The organism is Agarivorans sp. DSG3-1 (genome assembly GCF_046774965.1).
GTDB lineage: Bacteria > Pseudomonadota > Gammaproteobacteria > Enterobacterales > Celerinatantimonadaceae > Agarivorans.
The window spans coordinates 4,250,067-4,268,168 of the sequence record NZ_CP177241.1 but is presented as its reverse complement, the minus strand read 5'-3'; the positions used below and the strand labels follow the sequence as shown (position 1 = coordinate 4,268,168).

Genomic DNA, 18,102 nt, shown 5'->3' with positions numbered 1-18,102 from the left:
CTTGTTGACAGTGCCATAAAAGAGCGATTAGAAACAGGTTTTACTGTAAGAGGTAAAGCGAGGGTTATCACCGCTTACATAGGCGCAGCCATTTTTAACATCGAATACCATCGCCTCTACAGTAACAAAGTCTTTACCCTGATATTTAGAGAGGTTAATGGGCTTTTTGTTAAACAACCACTGCATAGATTCAACACTGAGCTCAGGTGAGTAATCTAAGAAAGTGAAGACGGCTTGCTCACGAGCGAAGGTATTGAAGAAAGCTTGATTCGCTTTAAAGCTACCCATGTTGTCTAGCATGGTTTGTTTAAACTGCTCGGTATGATTAGCATGGCCGATACCGCGTTCATTACCGCTAAGCAGTTCCATACCGTCGGCATGGATACGAATAGCGGCGTGGTTACCTTGGTCATCTGCTAGAGTGAAATTAAGCGGCGTAATGCTAGTGTACCCTTCAATGGTTGTAATAAAATCTTGAATAGATTTAGCGCCAGTAGCTGCGGCAAATATTGCATCGGTAGAGACTAAGTTACTGCGACCTAAACCATCTTCGCCAGCGGTTACCCCTAAGAAATTAATCACAATGCCTACATGTTTGCCCATGCCCTGAAAGTGAGCGCCATCGGTAGGTAAAAACATCACGTCATCCGTTTTTACTATGGTGGTATTTGCGCTTAACGCAGCTATAGCTAAATCGTTAGTTTGGCCAACGATGCCATTTTTAAACGCTACTGTGGTGCAGCCATTCATATCTTTAACCGTTTGCTGTTGTTGCATCGATTTAATGATTTTTTGGTTCACCGCCCAATCGGTCATGCTGGCTTCAGCAAATAGTTGTTCTACTGGTACGCCTCGGATAACGGCTTGTTGCTCCATCATTGCGGTATACTCAGGGGCAATTTTTCGATTGTTTTCAACCGCAACTTTAAAGCTATTTATGATGTTTTGAGGCGCTTGCTCTCTAGGTTGTTCCGCTAGGTAAGTAGCCAGTTGTTGTTGTGATTTCCCTGTGAAGTCTGCCACCTCAACACTAGGCTGGGCAGTTGTTCGTTGGGCGTTAAAGTAAGGTAAATCGTCGCCCGGTTTGTTAGCCGCTAAAGCAAGGTTGGCAGCCGACATGAGCAATATTGCTGCGCTTGCTTTTAGTGTATACGAAGGTAGATTTTTCATTGTATTTGCCTCAGTTAGTTCGGTCTGATTTGTTAACTTAGGCTTAGCTTAACAAAGCGTTTTTCTATATATTGGAAGAGTGATAAGGCAATGTTACGGATTATGGAATGCCAAATTTAGACAGTGAAGGCTACGAGTTTTTTGGTTTAAAAGACGCCGAAATAAGAGGTATGTTGATTGAGCGAATAGAGTTTTTAATGGCCAACTTATCATGGTCGAAAAAGACCTTGGCCGATAAGGCCGGTTTACCCACTAGCTCTATATATACCAAGCTAGACAGAGAAAGCACCGGCCAGCTAACGTTATTAGATATGTGTGCAATCGCAAAAGCGATGGATATCAGTGTGATACAGCTTTTACCCCTAACTGCCGCCGAGCGCGTGGCGGGGGGCAAACCGCCAGCAAAAGCCTCTATGTTGAAAATGTGGGATGTATTGCTTTCGCGCAGCGCCGAAGAACTGGAAGTGATTTATCAAATAGACAAGTTGTTACATGCTAAAAAAGCTGAGGCTCAGCAGCGGTTTGCATTTGGTGGATACAAATGACTCCCCAGTAAAAAAGCATGCGGCGCTGTTCTGCGCAGCAAAAGGCTAGGCAGCAAAGCCAGGGTGAGTAAATAAATTTAGTTTGTTGAACATTGCTGTTAAATGCTTATTTGTTTCAAACTGAATACCCACACGTAAGGTATTAGAAGCGCTATGTTGTTGGCTCTTGATTTGACCATTTAACACAATCGGCTTTTCTGGGGTTAGTGGAAAGCGCAAAATGAGTTGCACAAATACCATGCTTAAGCGATGTTGGTTTGCAGGTGCGGCTACCTCAATTCGACAGCCCCCTTCAGATAAATCTAACACTACGCCTTCAAGCCGTTGTGTAATATTTTCGGGCAAGGTATTGGTGTCTTGTTGCTCGCTCACAAGTACCGGTAGGTGAGTGCTAATGCGACTATTGCTGCGTAAGCTAAAAAACTCAATTTGCTGTGGATATTGAACAAACAGCAAAATCTGTGGCTTTTTATTTAGAGTCATTACCTGGGTTTTGAACGCTACACATACCCCTACGTCGCCTTCAGCCATCATTCTTACGACACAACTTTTACCTTCAAAAACACGCTGCATATTTTCTGCATACACTTGCTGGGGGATAGAAAAAGCAAAATAGCCACCCTCTTGGTAACCCACCAGTTTAGCTTTTATTCGCTGACTGTCGCCTGCAGATAGCTGTATGTCTACCATGGTACCCGGACGAAACTTAGTCAAGGTATTTACAATGGTCGCTCTGTCATTGGTGGTTTGTCGTTTACTCAAGGTGTGTTCCCCTCAAATGAAAGTGATGTGTATTGCTTTGAGTTGGCACCGCTTCTTTGTAGAGTATTTCTTCAGCCATAAGCTCAAAATCTAAGGCGAGCACACTGGCAAAAAAAGTAATGATAAGAGCAATGCGTTTACGGTTCATACGAGCAACAGGTGATTAAGATAGGGGATCATTTTACAAGGCTCTCAAATAAAAATTGATGTTTTGCGAATGACGGTGAGTGAAATTAAGTACAGAGCTTGAAACAGGCATGTTCTACTTAATTACTTGAATTAGTCGCGCTGGCGTTTCGCATTAGAGATAACTCTTACTGGCAAAAAGTGCTTTGTTAACAGATAAGGCCTGATAAATCGGTTACTGGATAGGGCAAAAAATAGGCGAAGAATATTCGCCTATTTGTGTACTTTGTTGGGATTAAAGGTTTAGGTTGTCTTGAGTCTTTAGCAAAGGAGCATCGATAGAGTCACCTGCCACTGGAATATAAGTTAAGCCGGTAGCAAGCTCCACTAAGGCTTTGCCTTCTGTGGTGAGGTATTGGATGTACTCAATCATTACTTCATTGTCTACAAATCCACTGTTTACCGTAGCACTTTGTGCGCGTTCGGAGAATATGCTGTAACCATCGCGTCCTGCCGCAATATAAGCATTGGTGGCAATGCGATAAACGGTTTCATCTTCTATGTTGGCGCAGTTGCCTGCCTCAACACCGCTGGGACACACTTGTAATGATTCTAAGCGGTTGCCTTCAGCAGCGGTACCGTTATACGTAAACTGCAGATTGGCGAAGGTAGGAAAGGCTCCCGATGAGGTAGTTCTGGCGTAATCAATAGCCGTTTCGAGTAAATCTTTTACATCAAGGCCTTTAAGTTCAACCACCGCGAGCTGGTTGCTAAAATACAGTAAGCTACCCATTATGTATCCTGCAGTAACGCCGCTGTTACCTTGTTCCACAATGATATGATCACGTACTCCACCGGTATTGGTAATTGCCATATCTACCTTATAACCTGCATTGTTAAGTTTCCAAACCATTGATGTAGCAACGTGAACGCCTGCTTCGGAGCCAGTTCCAGCCAAAGAGGCTCCACCACGGTTTTTACCTGGTATACGTACGTGGTCGAGTTGCTGAGTATCTACGGGGTCGTTAGCATCGTTAATTGTGCCAATCACCTGTCCTTGGAAGGCAGCAACTTGAGGCAAGTAATCAGTATCGATGATGGTTCGCACTGTTAAATCTTCAGTTGTCACTGCAATGTTGTTTTGTTTGCTAACGAAGTTTTCGGTTGCGGTCTGGTCTTCACTGCTTAAAGCAATTCGACCGGCGTCTTCAACATATTCATGTAAGAAATCACCGCCAATAAGCAGAGTATTGCGGCCTTCACAGTTTATCACTTCGCCATTGGCGCTAAACGATACTGTGACTTGTCCAACGGCTTGTGCATATTCACCAGCTTGAACCACACAGGTTTTGCTTTGTCCGTCAGGATTGGTGATGAGCTCGGCGTAATCAGTATTGGCATCACCATTACCTAAACCAAGGTTAGAAAAATCGCCCAGTAAAGTATGAGAGTGGCCGCCAACGATGAGATCTACGCCGTTAACGTTATTAGCGACACGCAAATCACGGTCTAAGCCGATGTGACTGACCATGATAATGTTATTAACTCCGTCTGCGTGCAGGGCGTCAACGGTGGCTTGAGCAGAGCTTACTTCAGACTCAAATGTAAGGAGCTCTCCCGGCGAAGATATGGTGGGCATGTCTTCTAACACTAAGCCAAATATACCTACACGCACGCCGTTAAATTCTTTAACTACATAAGGTTGCAGATTAGTTTGGTTGGCCAAACTTGGGTCAGCACTAACATTCATGTTGGCAGCAAGCACTGGAAAATTAACATCCTCTAAAAATGCGATTAATGCGTCGTTTCCTAAGTCAAACTCATGGTTACCCACCGCCATTGCATCAAGCCCCATTTGACTCAGCAAACGGGCATTACCTTCGCCTTTTAACAGGTTGAAATACAAAGAGCCTTGAAAAGCATCGCCGCCATGTAGAGCCAAGAACGGCATCCCCGATTCAGCGGCGGCCGCTCGTGCTGCCTTTAACTGAGTGGCTAAACGTGGGTAACCCCCAACGCTGGTTCTAACATCAAAATTGCTACTCTCTGTCGATAAATCCGCATTGACAAAATCGAGGGAACGGGGATCAAAATTAGAGTGAGTATCGTTGATATGAGCAATGGTGAGTTGAAATGGCTCAGCCTGGATATTATTGTCATTATCACATGCACTAAGTGTCAAAATAGCCGCAGTGGCTAAAGATAGTTTGGTTTTAATCAGCATAAAATTCCTTTTAGATTTCCGTCGAAATGTTAATAAACGTTTATTGGGAAACCTATTTAGGCTGGTATGACCTTAGGATAGTGTGAGTAGTATCATGCCAAGTAAACTCTATGTAATAAAAATGTCACATACTTGCCAGGATTGTTGTTTTTCTAAATTGAGTGAAGCAAGTGACAAGCGAAGATAAAGGGGGAGTAAAGCAGCTCGGTAGTGACCTACCGAGCGCATTAAGGGGAGTTAGCAGTTATCTGCCTCTACGGCTTCGTATAAACGTTCTAAAAAGTCTGGTGCGGCGCTTTGTACTCGGTTCCAGCTTGGAATAAACGGTGTCGCCGACGGATTCTCCAAGAAGGTTTCACCGGCTACAGTAATGGCTTTGGCAAACAGTTCAACAGCGTCTTCTTCGGCGTGGCGGTCTAAGGTTAAGCCGTTAATTAAGGCGTCGCTGTGGTAGTTATCGATAAAGTCCAAGGCCATTCTATAGTAGGTGGCTTTTAGTGAACGCAACTTACCGGGGCTAAAAGTATGGCCCTGGGTGGCCAGTTTACGAATCACAGCTTTACTGATATCGGTGGCCATTTTAGCCAAACCAGCATCAAGGTTATCTAAACTTAAGTCTTGATGTTTATGGTCGTAAACATCAGCAATATCTACCTGACAAATACGGTTAGTAGAATGGTTGCGGTAAATCTCGGATAAAACGCCAATTTCTAATCCCCAATCTGACGGGATCCGCAAGTCATTAAGTACGTCTGACTGCATCGAAAATTCGCCTGCTAAGGAGTAACGGAAGCTATCTAAATACTCTAGGTAATCGTCGTAGCCTTCAATTTTCTTCAAGGCTTTAAGCAGTGGAGTCACTAACAGGCGAGCTACTCGGCCGTTTAACTTGCCATCGGCATGGCGGGCATAAAAGCCTTTACAGAATTCGTAGTTAAACAAGGGATTAGCAACGGGGTACATTAAGCGCGCTAGCATGCTGCGGTCGTAGGTTGTAATGTCGCAATCATGCAGGCCAATGGCTTTACTTTTGCCTGAGGCAAGCGCATACCCAAAACAGTACCACACGTTACGGCCTTTGCCAGCTTCTTTGGGGGCAAGGTTGTGCTCGGCTAATTGGGCGTCTAGGGCGCGTAAGCGTGGGCCGTCATTCCATAAAATACGAACATGTTGTGGCAGCCCTGAGAAGTACTCTTTGGCGTAGGCAAATTGTTCTTCGGTGGCGCAATCCAAACCAATGATGATTTCATTGAGATAAGGTACTTTAGCCAACTCTTCCACAATAGTGGCTAGCGCTGGGCGCTCCAATTCTGAGAATAAGGAGGGAAGTACCAAACTCATCGGTCTAACTTTTGAGAACGCTATAAGCTCCTGCTCTAACTCTTCGAGTGGGCGATCGGTTAAGTTATGTAAGGTTGTCACAATACCGTTTTGATAGAAATCAGCCATGGTTATGCTCCGTTTATCATGGAATGTAAAATCTGTTGCATCGATTGATGCCAGCCATAAGGGCCTGGGTAGGGCGCTAGGCTTGAATTTGGGTGATTGATCATTAACGCAGATGAGTGCTTTTTAGGGATAACCACCGGCACATCGGCTTGCTCTAACATGCTACGGTCGTTGTCGCTGTCGCCAAGCGCAATGCTGGTAAATTTGCGTTGGTAATGTTGCTGGTAGGTGCTGGTTAGCCATAACATGGCGTCGGCTTTATCAAACTTGGCTTTTACGTGGTAAAAGCGCCCACCTTTAACCACCGCTAAGTTGTGGGCTTCGAGCTTTTTAATAAACAAGGCGAGTTGTTCGTCGCTGTCGTTCCATAACAAAGGCTCAGAGGCCATCCTTTGTTTCGCTAATTGGGCATCGTATTTAGGTAGGCCAGTGTTAAGTTGCACTTCTGCAACATTCATATCGTTAAAACCTTGAAAACGAAAATGGTACTTTTGGCGCAATACACTCAAGTACTGGCAAATGTCAGGATAACTCGGGCCGAAGGTTTTTATTTTCCAGTGTTGCTTACCTACATTGAGTGGGCTTAGCTCATCATGATGGATTGGACTGTCTGCTGGAATACAAACCGCTGAGCCATTCTCAATGGCAAATGGCTGCTGTAATGACATTTTCTTTTGCAGTTCCAATACTTCCATAAAGGTTTTACTGGTATTGAAAATGACGGGCACTTTAAGCAGTTTTAATTGGTTTAAGCTAGGTAGGGCAGCCTCATAGCTATAACTATCATGATCTAACAAGGTGCCGTCTAAATCGGTAAATACCAAAATGCTGCTGGCGTTAGTGTATAGCTCTGTTGATGATAGTTGCTTAGCGAAATACTGCATGCTGCCCCTAAATGTTAGCCTAATTGCGTTTGTAGTTAACAAAGCACGAGCAATGCCATAACCGTAATTTATTTTTACTAACCTGTATAAAAAACCTTATTATTCATATTGTTAACTATTGATTTAAGCTATGCTGTCGAACCAGTGATAAGACTTGCGTTGAACTTGATTGGTGCAGCGCTAACATTTAATAGTTTCCTTGCACCAAATTGGGTCTGGCTGTATTTACTTAAGTCTTTGATTTACACTTATTGCTGTCATAAATCTGTCATTAATACGTCGCATAATTGCCACAGTTTCTTAGATTGAGATGAATGTGATGCCCAGGAAGATACTTGTTGTAGAAGATGAAGCGCCAATCCGTGAAATGCTGTGTTTTGTATTAGAGCAGCATGGATACGAGCCGATTGAAGCTGCTGACTATGATCAAGCCATAGCAAAACTTACAGAACCCTACCCAGAGTTGGCATTGTTAGATTGGATGTTGCCAGGTGGCAGTGGTATTTCAATTATTAAGCACATGCGTCGCCACGACCTAACGCGTCAAATCCCGGTGATTATGCTTACCGCTAAAGGCGAAGAAGAAGACAAAGTTCAAGGCCTTGAAGCGGGTGCAGACGACTATCTAACCAAACCGTTTTCACCTAAAGAATTAATGGCGCGCGTAAAAGCGGTTATTCGCCGTATTTCGCCAACCTCTTTAGAAGAAACCATTGAAGTTCAAGGCTTGCGCCTTGATCCGGTATCGCACCGAGTGAGTGTTGAAAATGAACCCTTGGATATGGGGCCAACAGAGTTTAAGCTACTGCACTTCTTTATGACGCATCCTGAGCGTGTATATAGCCGTGAGCAACTGCTAAACAATGTTTGGGGTACTAACGTGTATGTAGAAGATCGTACAGTAGACGTGCATATTCGCCGCTTGCGTAAAGCAATTGGCCTACAGGGATATGATCGTTTAATTCAAACTGTACGTGGTTCTGGTTACCGTTTTTCAACTAGGGTGAAGTAACGACGAATGTTTGTGCCTTTCTCATGGCAACGCGTAATATGGCGAGTAGCGTTAGTTTATTCGCCTTTATTCGTTTTAGGTATGTTTACCGGCTATACCTTAGAAATGTGTTTGTTGGCGGCGGTCATTCATATTGTTTGGATGTATAACCAACAACATAAGTTGCTAGATTGGCTATATAACCAGCGTAAGTTGTCTCCACCTCATGGTTCTGGCAGTTGGGAACCAGTATTTCATGGCATATATAATATGCTTAAGCGCCGGCTTGGCCGAGAGCGCGAACTTGCCCAGTTAATGAAGTACTTCCGCTTAGGTGCCGAGGCCTTGCCCGATGCCATTGTGGTGATTAATCAAGACGGCGCAATTTTGTGGTGTAACCAATTAGCGCAAGGCATGTTGGGTCTAAAGTGGCCTGCAGATGCCGGACAACACTTAACCAACCTCGTTCGAACCCCTAGTTTTGTTAACTACTTACGAAAAGGTCGTTTCGACCAACCCTTAGAAATTATTAGCCCAGTACAAAGCAACGTATGGTTAGAATTTCGTGCCATGCCTTACAGCCAACAACAATTGTTATTGGTCATTCGCGATGTTAGCCAGCTACGTAAATTAGAAAAAATGCGCAAACGTTTTGTATCAAACGTAAGCCACGAATTACGTACACCGCTCACGGTGATGCGTGGCTATTTGGAAATGTTAGATCAAGATGAAGTTGACCCAATGATTTGGGGCAAAGCGCGCAATACCATGCTTGATCAAAGTAGTCGCATGGAAAACTTGGTTAACCAACTACTCACCTTGGCTCGAATTGAATCGGCGTCGGTTGAAGACAATCAAGAGACTATCGATTTTTCAGCGATGGTTGGTAATCTCGAAGCCGAAGTGACAGGTCTTGCCAAAGACAAGCAGCATAGTTTTAGCTTTAATATTGAATCTGATATTCATATTAAAGGCGACCGCGAGCAGCTACGTAGTGCTTGTGGGAATTTGTTGGGGAATGCAATTAAGTACTGTGGTGAGCCTGGGAAGATTGAAGTTAGCCTTACGTTGATTCCACTTGGAGCTTTGTTTGCCGTAAAAGATTCAGGCCCCGGCATAGCCCCCAAACACCTGCAAAGATTAACCGAACGTTTCTATCGTGTAGATAAAGCGCGTTCGCGCGATACTGGCGGTGCAGGCTTGGGTTTATCGATTGTTAAACACGCGCTTCAGCATCATGACAGTGAACTAAAAATCAAAAGTAGTGTGACAAAAGGCAGCACGTTTAGCTTTATTATCCCGCGAAAATTGTTCATTTCAGAGGATTAAATACTCTTCTTTCTTGGACGCAATGCGTAGCTTCACAGCTTTAAGTGATGACCATTTTTTTTAGGCAATTGAGCTTATACTAAAATATAAGTTTGATTTTTATGGTTATTATCTTGACGTTATTCTCGCTTTTTCGACCTTACTTCATGTTGCTATTGAGCCTTTTCTGTCTTGGGTTGATGCCTTTTGCCGCGAATGCCGCAGATGATGAGGTGGCGTTGACTGAAAGTAGTGACCTGCTGCAATTTCCTTTCTATATCCAAGAGCCTTTTGTTGGCGACTTGCCCGAAATAAAAGAGCGCAAAATTGTTCGCGCACTGGTGACCTATGGTAAATCTGATTTTCATTTAGCAAACGGCCGCCCCTTAGGTATACAAATCGAACTGCTTAATCTTTACGAGAAATTTCTAAATAAAGGCATTCGCCGAGACGTAAACAAAACCAAAGTTAAAATAGTGCCGGTTCACTTTGATCAGTTAATCCCTGCATTGGAAGCTGGCCGTGGCGATATTGTGGCGGCATTTTTAACTGCAACGCCAGAGCGGAAAAAACAGTTGAGCTTTGCCTTGGGCAATGCAGATAACATTAGCGAAGTACTGGTCAGCCATAAAGACGCGCCCGAGGTAAACAGTTGGCAAGACTTATCTGGCAAGAAAATTTATGTAATGCATGGCAGTAGTTATGCTGAACACCTTGAAGCGCTTAATTTCACCTTGAAGTTGCGGGGTGTTAAGCCGATTAAAGTGATTGAAGCTGATGGCAACCTGCTGTCTGAAGATGTGCTGGAAATGGTTAACGCAGGGGTTATGCGGTATACGGTAATTGATGATTACAAAGCACGTTTGTGGGAAAAAGTATTTAAAGATATACGCATAGACAACCATTTAAAAACCAGTCAAGGACAAAGCTTAGGTTGGGCAGTACGAAACTCTAACCCTAAGCTACAAGCTAATCTTCAAGAGTTTGTTAATACCCAAGTGAAGCAAGGCAGCTTGTTAGGTAACACCTTGCTCAACAGATACTTTGATCATACCGCTTGGATTAGCCGGCTTGCCAATTCGGAAGATCGAAATCGCTTCAATCGTTATGTGCCTTTCTTTAAAAAATACGCCAATGAATACGAATTTGATTATTTGGCAGTGGTCGCACAGGGCTATCAAGAGTCGGGATTAGACAATAGTAAAGTGAGTCACCGTGGTGCGCGCGGGATTATGCAGCTGCTACCGTCAACCGCTAAAGAAATGGGCTACAACGATTTAGCCGATCCAGAACAAAATATAGCCGCCGGTATTAAATACCTAGCGTGGCTTCGAGAGCACTATATTAATGAAGACGATATAGAAGAAAGTGAGCGAATGGCACTGATTTGGGCTGCCTATAATGCCGGCCCAACCAAAATGAACCAAATGCGCCGCTTAGCTAAGGAAATGAATTTAGACCCCAATGCTTGGTTTGGAAATGTAGAAATTGCGGCTGGGCGTATTATTGGCAAGGAAACGGTGCGGTATGTCTCTAATGTTTATAAATATTACATTGCGTATACCTTAGCCTTGGAGCTAGAGAACCAGCGCGAAGATGAGTAGAGAGAATTCCCCAATCTGCTTTACTAAATAACCCAATCCCACAAAAGGCCCAAAGATGGGGCGATAATAAACGAGCTTAAAGGCTCGTTTTTTTGCTTAGCTCACAACATAGATAATTCAATAAGTGTGCTAATTGCTAAACTAAACATCTAAAGTTAGTATTGTAATACAATAGTGAGTTTTTAGGATAACCCTCAAGCATGAAGCTTTACGTAACCCCCTTAGCGATAGCCATCTGTTTACCTCTTGTCGGCTGTGGAGGCTCTTCAGAAGTGGGAGGAGGCAACACCACACCAAGTATTCCTGATGAACCGAGTGTGCCAGAAGAGCCGGGCGAGCCAGTAGATCCTAGTTGCAGTGCGCCTAAAGATTTGATCTTTAAGCTTGCCAATGACGATGGCGCACATAAAGTGGGCTTTGGACCTGAGAATGCAATAGACGGCAGTATCGACAGTGACTCACGTTGGTCTTCAGAAGGTATCGGTAAACAGATTACTTTTAGCCTGAGCAGCCCTTCTATTCTTAATAACCTGAGTCTGTATTGGCTAAACAATACTGAGCGTTCAACGTATTACGATGTGGCTATCTCAACCGACAATGTCACCTGGCAAGATGTGGTTAATGGTGGCAACTCTGACAACGCTACAGGCACTCCAGAGTTTATAGACACCAGTGATACCTTGTATCAAGATATTCAATACTTGCGAGTTACTGGTAATGGAAACTCAGAAAGCAATTGGAACAGTTTGATTGAAATTACCGCTTTGGGCTGTAATGACGAAGAGGTGACAGAACCAGTTGAAGATCTTAATCCTTCGTTGCCACCATCGGCTAACTTTGATCTCCAAGATTGGTACCTAAGTATTCCTACCGATACGGATAACTCGGGTACTGCTGATTCGATTAAAGAATCAGAGCTCAACAACGGCTATGAAAACAACGAGTACTTTTATACTGGCGCAGATGGAGGCATGGTATTTAAAAGCCCGATTTACGGTTATAAAACCTCGGCCAATACTACCTATGTACGTACCGAACTGCGTGAAATGTTGCGACGTGGCAATACCAGCATTAAGACCCAAGGCGTAAATAAAAACAACTGGGTGTTTTCTAGTGCGCCGTCCAGTGCGCAAACTGCCGCGGGTGGGGTAAATGGTGAACTGTTTGCCACTTTGGCGGTGAACCACGTTACCACCACTGGTGATGCTTATCAGATAGGTCGAGTGATTATTGGACAGATCCACGCCAATGACGACGAACCTATTAGACTTTATTACCGAAAATTACCTAATAACCAAAATGGTGCGATTTACTTTGCACATGAATCGCGTAATGCATCGAGTGACGATTGGGTAGAGATGATAGGAAGCCGCAGTGACAGTGCCAGTAACCCTGCAGACGGTATCGCACTAGATGAGAAGTTCAGTTACCGAATTAAAGTAGTTGCAAATATGCTTTATGTAACAATTTATCGAGAGGGCAAAGATCAAGTAACGGCGAGCTACAACATGAGTAGCAGCAGCTATGATGATGCCGACCAATACATGTACTTTAAAGCTGGTGTATATAATCAGAATAAATCGGGTGACGATGATGATTATGTTCAAGCTACATTTTACGTATTGAACAATAGTCACGACGGTTACAACCCTTAATAATCAAGCCCGGTAGCCTCACTACCGGGCTTGATTCGCTAAACACCAAAAAATCGCCATTATTTCCCACTGAATAGTGATTAAAAATCAAAGGGTTAAATAGAAATCTTTTAAAGAAAGACAGTTTTTTTACGAAAAAAAGAGGCTGACATATAACTGTCACACAGTAGAAATATAATTGTCATCGAATTCACCAATACTACATGACGAAAATAACTCAACGCGTCATTTATGGAGATAAAGATGACATTTAAAAAATTGCTTAGTGCAGTAGCTATTTCTGCTTCATTGGTAACAACTACCGTACTTGCAGCTGGCCTGGATGCCACTCTACCGGAATACAAAAAGACCACCGGTATTTCTGGTAACCTTTCTTCTGTAGGTTCTGATACTTTAGCTAACATGATGACTTTGTGGGCTGAAGAGTTCAAACGTGAATACCCTAACGTAAACGTTCAAATTCAAGCTGCTGGTTCTTCTACTGCTCCTCCAGCACTCACTGAAGGTACTTCTCAGTTCGGCCCAATGAGCCGTCAGATGAAGAGCAAAGAAGTTGAAGCCTTTGAAAAACGTTTTGGCTACAAGCCTACTCCAGTTCGCGTAGCAATTGACGCATTGGCAGTATTTGTACATAAAGATAACCCAATTGAAGGTTTAAACCTGGCTCAAGTTGACGCCATCTTCTCTTCTACACTTAAGTGTGGCGAGAATGGCGTTGCCGACCGCTGGGGTCAAATTGGCCTAGACGGTTCGTGGGCTGATAAAGACATTCAATTGTTCGGTCGTAACTCAGTATCTGGTACTTACGGTTACTTCAAGAAGAAAGCATTGTGTAAAGGTGACTTTAAGAACACGGTAAACGAGCAACCTGGTTCTGCTTCAGTGGTTCAATCAGTGTCTTCTTCGTTGAACGCAATCGGTTACTCAGGTATCGGTTACAAAACCTCTGGTGTTAAAGCCGTTGCTCTTGCTAAGAAAGGTAACGACTACATTGAAGCTAGCCTAGATAACGCTGCTACGGGTAAATACCCACTTTCTCGCTTCTTATACGTTTACGTTAACAAGCACCCTAACAAGCCTTTAGCACCAATGGACCGTGAGTTCCTAAAAATGATTCTGTCTAAAACAGGTCAAACTATTGTTGCTAAAGACGGCTACGTACCACTACCTTCAAAAGTGGTTATGGCTGACTTAGAAAAATTAGGCATCTCTCTATAATTTGAGACTTGCTTAATTTACAAACCCTCGCCTTGGCGGGGGTTTTTGCGTTTTAGGGAACAGCAAACCAATCCATTTGCTAGTGCGTATCGTACTTAATCTTAATAACAGAGGGAGAGCGGTATGATTAGGCAATTAGTGTTCGTGAGTTTATTGATCAGCACCCAAGTGCTAGCAGCGGGTAGTGGGCGCTATGAATCCAGTAGTGATAAATCACCGTTGGCAAAAGTAGAGAAGCTTGTTGCGCAGGAAGACTACATTGCGGCAAGTACCTGGCTACAAAGTTATCTTCAAAGCTCTAAGGGCAGACGCTCAGCAGATGCCTGGAATTTACTGGGGTTTAGTCAGCGTAAGTTAGGCCAATATTCACAAGCCTTGTATGCCTACCAACAGGCCTTGTCGATCAAACCTTCACATCTAGGGGCACTGGAATACTCGGGTGAACTGTATTTGAGTATGCAGCAGCCGCAGCGCGCTCAGCAAAATCTACAACGTTTAGAGCAATATTGCGGTGACTGTGAAGAAAAATTGCAGCTTACATTAGCAATAAATCGCTATGTTGCTGAAAATTAAGGTTTTTGTCGTTAGCTTGAGACAGTCGATGAATAGTTATTTATATGGCCTAGTAAAGATAACTAGCAATAAATCGCTTACTGTTTGCCATGAAACTGTTTTCAACAGCAGATCTAAGTGAGTTTTGTATTTAACTAAATTGTCACTTGAAATGTGATTCCCGTCACATTAAATTATAGGTGTGACTTGGTTCACACTTAGTTCAAGTCATTAACAATATTAAATACTTAGGAGAACGATTATGTTTGATTACTTTGGTGCACTTTACTCGTCGTATTATTTTACGAAAGCTGATGATTACAACTTTTATTGCGAAACTCGCAAAGATATTCACCGCTAAGCCACTAACTTATAGGTGAGTATATGGTTCTTCATCCGATCATTGGTTCAGCATTGTTAGCTTATGTTCGTTTTGGATGCTTAGAGCAAGGTAAACGACAACAGAGATAAATGTAATGAATCACGATAAACCCAGTGCCTGACTGAGTTCGCTCTTTCAGGCATTTTTTATGTGGGTTCCCAGCTCTTGCTGTTCTTCTCCTTTCTGTTAGGTATTTCAGTAAAAACTCTAAAATAAACTTGCAATGTGATGCGTGTCACATTATTATTCGTTTCGTGACTTGGTTCACACTTTTATTTTTATTGGGAGAAACACTATGTTTGATTACTTCGGTTCTTTATATACCACTTACTATTTTACTAAAGCTGCGGGTTACAACAAAGCTACTGATTCTAACAACCTACACCGTTAATCCTCACATTTGAACATGTGGGCTTAGCACTTAGCCTTTCGCTGTAGCGAAAGAGTGATAGTAACCTGAGCGAGAAACACTATGAGTCAAATGCATTAGAATGCCTGATAGCGAAAAGCATCAGGCATTTTTCATTTCATCGTTTTATTTACTTCTTATCAAATTACTTCGGCCAAAAATTACTTATACTGCTTAGCAATGAAAGCTAAATGAGAGTTATTTATGTCGTTGATCCAACCGCTTATTCTTAAGGCTGAACAAAGCCATGCAAGCTTCTTACGTTTCAGCTTAGTTGAGCAGCAATCATTAGCTGCGTGCTTGGCATCTTTAGTTGATACTTATAATGCTGACGACAGTGTTATTGGTTTTGGCGCACCTTTACTTGCCTTAAACAGCAGCAAAATCCCTGGTTTAAAAAGTGCGATTAGCATTGAAGGCGTAAAACGCACCAGCCCAGCTAATCAAGATGATTTATGGCTTAGGGTAAGTGGCAGTGATCCCGGTGAAGTGATGCTAAGAGTACAAGAGTGGCTAGCAGTGTTATGCCCAACATTTAGTGTGAACGAGCAAGTAGAGGGCTTTTGTCACCGTGGCGGTAAAGACTTAACTGGTTATGAAGATGGCACTGAAAACCCTGAAGATAATGCCGCAGCGGTTGTTGCGTTAACGGGTGAACCTGGTGTTGAGGGATCGTCGATGTTAGCGGTTCAAAAGTGGCAACATCAAATGAAACACTTCAATAGCCTACCGAGTAAGCAACAAGATGACTTAATAGGCCGTAGAAAAAGCGATAACGTAGAGTTTGCAGAGTCTCCGCCGTCTGCACATACTCGTCGTACCGCGCAAGAAAGCTTTAGCCCTGAGGCCTTTATGTTACGCCGAAGCTTGCCATGGGTTAAGCAGCAAGACTGCGGATTAAACTTTGTCTGTTTTGCTAACAGCTTTTACCCTTTTGAAGCGCAGTTAAAACGCATGTTAGGCTGCGAAGATGGCATTGAAGACGGCTTGTTTGAGTTTAGCCGCCCATTAAGCACTGCCTATTACTGGTGCCCACCAGTAGCCGGAGAAAAACTCGATCTTAGTTACTTGCAGTTTTAGTCTTCCTGCTCTGTTTTATATAAGCTCATCCCTCGCGCTTTATAATTAGCCAGCGCGCTGGGGTGGTCTAAATCACAAGTATGTACCCATACTCTGTGGGTTGGCCATTGCCAGGCTGTTTCTATACAGCGGGTTAATAAGCCCCCGCCTAAGCCTTTGCCTAAAAATGCTTTACTTAAACCAAAGTAAGCAATTTCTACGCTGTTATCAGCGTGTTTTTCTAGTTCAAAGTATCCTACAAACTCAGATTCTAGATAGGCGGCATAGGTTTTTAGCTGCTCACCCGAAGTGTAATTTTGCCATTGTTGTTGGCTCCAACTCAGCTTATCTGTCCATTGCCAATGTTTACCTACTTCGGTGTAAAAGGCCAAGCTACTCTCAGCTTGATGCTTCGTCACTTCGCTCACCGTGATTTCTGAGGGAAGGGTCTTGCCCTTTATTTGCGTGAGATCAGTTTGCTCTAAGTAATAAATGGTGGTGCTCATGGTTTACTCGTATTACGTATTTTCCCTGAGTTTAACAACTTGAAAGCGTCTCCTCTAGATGATTGTTAGCCTTAATAAGTTATTGATTTGTAATTGCTTTTGTCAATGTAAAAAGATATGTACAAACGTCAGTATATTTTACAAGTTGTTAACTTTGACTTTTGAGCAATAAGTCAACTTGTTGATAAGGAATGTGAATAAATTTTTGGCGTGGTTTATGCATTTAGTTTTTGTTGGATATTTCTCGGTTAGTGCAGTGCTATCACTAGAGCCAGTAAATACTAATGAGGGTTTTATGAGTAAACGATTATTGCCGATTTTGGGTTTTAGCTTGGCCTCATTATTTACCACCATCACTTGGGCGGTACCTGTTACATCTTTTGTCCCCGGAGGCGTGTGCGACCCATCTCGAGTAACCCTGACTTCCATTATGGAGTCCGGTCAGGCGAATGAGCTGCTTGGTGGCGCAAATCCATCTTATTCAGCAGGTTCTTGTTTGTTATTTGATGGCAACGATGATAATGCTGAGAATAAACCCAATGTGAATATTGGCCAAAAGAATGATGGACTGCTAAATACTACTTACGGGCTTGGTAACTCCTTATTTTTTATTGAGCCTGATGAGTTACAGAACCTCGATAACAATCCTGTCGATGTGGCTGATGATCCTGGTTGGATCCACTTAGCCAGTGTAAATGAAAACCTAGATGTTGATTACAACCAAGTTGGTCCGGTGGTTAATAGTGGGCTTTCCTTAGACATTGGTGCTTTGCTCAGTATGAGTTTTACTTGTGTGGAAGGGGTTACCGGTGAATGTAAATCGCTAACGTGGCAGATAGAGACAGATCCAAGCATTATTGACCAAGTCTCCCAGATTCTGGGAGGCGCTACCTTTGATCATTTAGCGTTCTCGGTAAAAGCCTCTAATGGCTTCATTCTGTACGATTTCGATTTTATCGATATCTTTGCCCAAGAGTTGAGTGATTTCCCTAATTCAACGTTTAATTTTACTACCCCTTACAAACTGTCTGGTACTCTAAATACAAATGATTTTCTTAACCCTCAAGGGAATAACGCTCAAGGCATTTCGCATTTGAACGTTTGGGCTCGAGATCCTTCAGACCCTGAACCACGTGTATTGGTAACAGAGCCGAGCACCTTTGGCATTATCATCTTAGCGATATTTGGTGTTGTTATTACACAATACTCACGTAAGTATTAGTCGCTGCCTTTCCACTATAAACACCTCTCACTGGGG

The 18,102-nt window shown here is 43.1% G+C and carries 15 protein-coding genes; 9 read left to right on the top strand and 6 right to left on the bottom strand.

Going from position 1 to position 18,102, the window contains the following annotated elements; all coding sequences use genetic code 11:
- Positions 1-27: 27 nt before the first annotated feature.
- The gene (locus tag ACLD71_RS19770; protein ID WP_411991752.1) at positions 28-1,170 is read right to left on the bottom strand and encodes a hypothetical protein; all 1,143 of its coding nucleotides are present in this window, start codon (positions 1,168-1,170) and stop codon (positions 28-30) included.
- A gap of 107 nt (positions 1,171-1,277) precedes the next feature.
- On the opposite strand from ACLD71_RS19770, the gene ACLD71_RS19765 reads away from it, so the two are divergent.
- A complete protein-coding gene (locus tag ACLD71_RS19765) occupies positions 1,278-1,715 on the top strand; it encodes an XRE family transcriptional regulator (RefSeq protein WP_411991751.1) in 438 nt (145 codons plus the stop codon).
- 45 nt (positions 1,716-1,760) lie between these two features.
- Here ACLD71_RS19765 and ACLD71_RS19760 read toward each other — a convergent pair whose 3' ends face one another.
- The 4 genes from ACLD71_RS19760 to ACLD71_RS19745 form a co-directional block, all read right to left on the bottom strand.
- A complete protein-coding gene (locus tag ACLD71_RS19760; protein WP_411991750.1) occupies positions 1,761-2,477 on the bottom strand; it encodes a flagellar brake domain-containing protein in 717 nt (238 codons plus the stop codon).
- A 421-nt stretch (positions 2,478-2,898) separates the two neighbouring features.
- Positions 2,899-4,827, bottom strand: coding sequence for a bifunctional metallophosphatase/5'-nucleotidase (locus ACLD71_RS19755; RefSeq protein WP_411991749.1), 1,929 nt, complete (start codon positions 4,825-4,827; stop codon positions 2,899-2,901).
- Between the two features lie 237 nt (positions 4,828-5,064).
- Positions 5,065-6,276, bottom strand: coding sequence for a glycosyl transferase (locus ACLD71_RS19750; RefSeq protein ID WP_137671461.1), 1,212 nt, complete (start codon positions 6,274-6,276; stop codon positions 5,065-5,067).
- A gap of 2 nt (positions 6,277-6,278) precedes the next feature.
- Positions 6,279-7,160, bottom strand: a complete 882-nt coding sequence (locus ACLD71_RS19745) for an HAD-IIB family hydrolase (RefSeq protein ID WP_411991748.1) — start codon at positions 7,158-7,160, stop codon at positions 6,279-6,281.
- 319 nt (positions 7,161-7,479) lie between these two features.
- On the opposite strand from ACLD71_RS19745, the gene phoB reads away from it, so the two are divergent.
- The 7 genes from phoB to ACLD71_RS19710 all read left to right on the top strand — a co-directional run bounded on the left by phoB (position 7,480) and on the right by ACLD71_RS19710 (position 16,359).
- The gene (phoB, locus tag ACLD71_RS19740) at positions 7,480-8,172 is read left to right on the top strand and encodes a phosphate regulon transcriptional regulator PhoB (protein ID WP_137671459.1); all 693 of its coding nucleotides are present in this window, start codon (positions 7,480-7,482) and stop codon (positions 8,170-8,172) included.
- A 6-nt stretch (positions 8,173-8,178) separates the two neighbouring features.
- Complete coding sequence (gene phoR / locus ACLD71_RS19735; RefSeq protein WP_411991747.1) at positions 8,179-9,480, top strand: phosphate regulon sensor histidine kinase PhoR; 1,302 nt, start codon at positions 8,179-8,181, stop codon at positions 9,478-9,480.
- A 179-nt stretch (positions 9,481-9,659) separates the two neighbouring features.
- Positions 9,660-11,063 carry a transglycosylase SLT domain-containing protein gene (locus ACLD71_RS19730; protein WP_411991746.1) on the top strand — a complete coding sequence of 468 codons (1,404 nt, stop codon included), beginning with the start codon at positions 9,660-9,662 and terminating at the stop codon, positions 11,061-11,063.
- Positions 11,064-11,263: 200 nt separating this feature from the next.
- On the top strand, positions 11,264-12,718 hold the full coding sequence (locus tag ACLD71_RS19725; RefSeq protein ID WP_411991745.1) for a polysaccharide lyase family 7 protein: 1,455 nt from the start codon (positions 11,264-11,266) through the stop codon (positions 12,716-12,718).
- A 243-nt stretch (positions 12,719-12,961) separates the two neighbouring features.
- Complete coding sequence (locus tag ACLD71_RS19720; protein ID WP_137671455.1) at positions 12,962-13,936, top strand: PstS family phosphate ABC transporter substrate-binding protein; 975 nt, start codon at positions 12,962-12,964, stop codon at positions 13,934-13,936.
- A gap of 123 nt (positions 13,937-14,059) precedes the next feature.
- Positions 14,060-14,509 (top strand): tetratricopeptide repeat protein, encoded by a 450-nt coding sequence (locus ACLD71_RS19715; protein ID WP_411991744.1) that lies wholly within the window; start codon positions 14,060-14,062, stop codon positions 14,507-14,509.
- 974 nt (positions 14,510-15,483) lie between these two features.
- Positions 15,484-16,359 carry a Dyp-type peroxidase gene (locus ACLD71_RS19710; protein ID WP_411991743.1) on the top strand — a complete coding sequence of 292 codons (876 nt, stop codon included), beginning with the start codon at positions 15,484-15,486 and terminating at the stop codon, positions 16,357-16,359.
- On the opposite strand, the gene ACLD71_RS19705 is transcribed toward ACLD71_RS19710, so the two are convergent.
- Complete coding sequence (locus ACLD71_RS19705) at positions 16,356-16,844, bottom strand: GNAT family N-acetyltransferase (RefSeq protein WP_411991742.1); 489 nt, start codon at positions 16,842-16,844, stop codon at positions 16,356-16,358. The two genes, ACLD71_RS19710 and ACLD71_RS19705, sit on opposite strands and share 4 nt — an antisense overlap.
- Before the next feature lie 295 nt (positions 16,845-17,139).
- Here ACLD71_RS19705 and ACLD71_RS19700 point away from each other — a divergent pair, with 295 nt between their 5' ends.
- Complete coding sequence (locus tag ACLD71_RS19700) at positions 17,140-18,066, top strand: hypothetical protein (RefSeq protein WP_411991741.1); 927 nt, start codon at positions 17,140-17,142, stop codon at positions 18,064-18,066.
- The last annotated feature ends 36 nt before the right edge of the window (positions 18,067-18,102 follow it).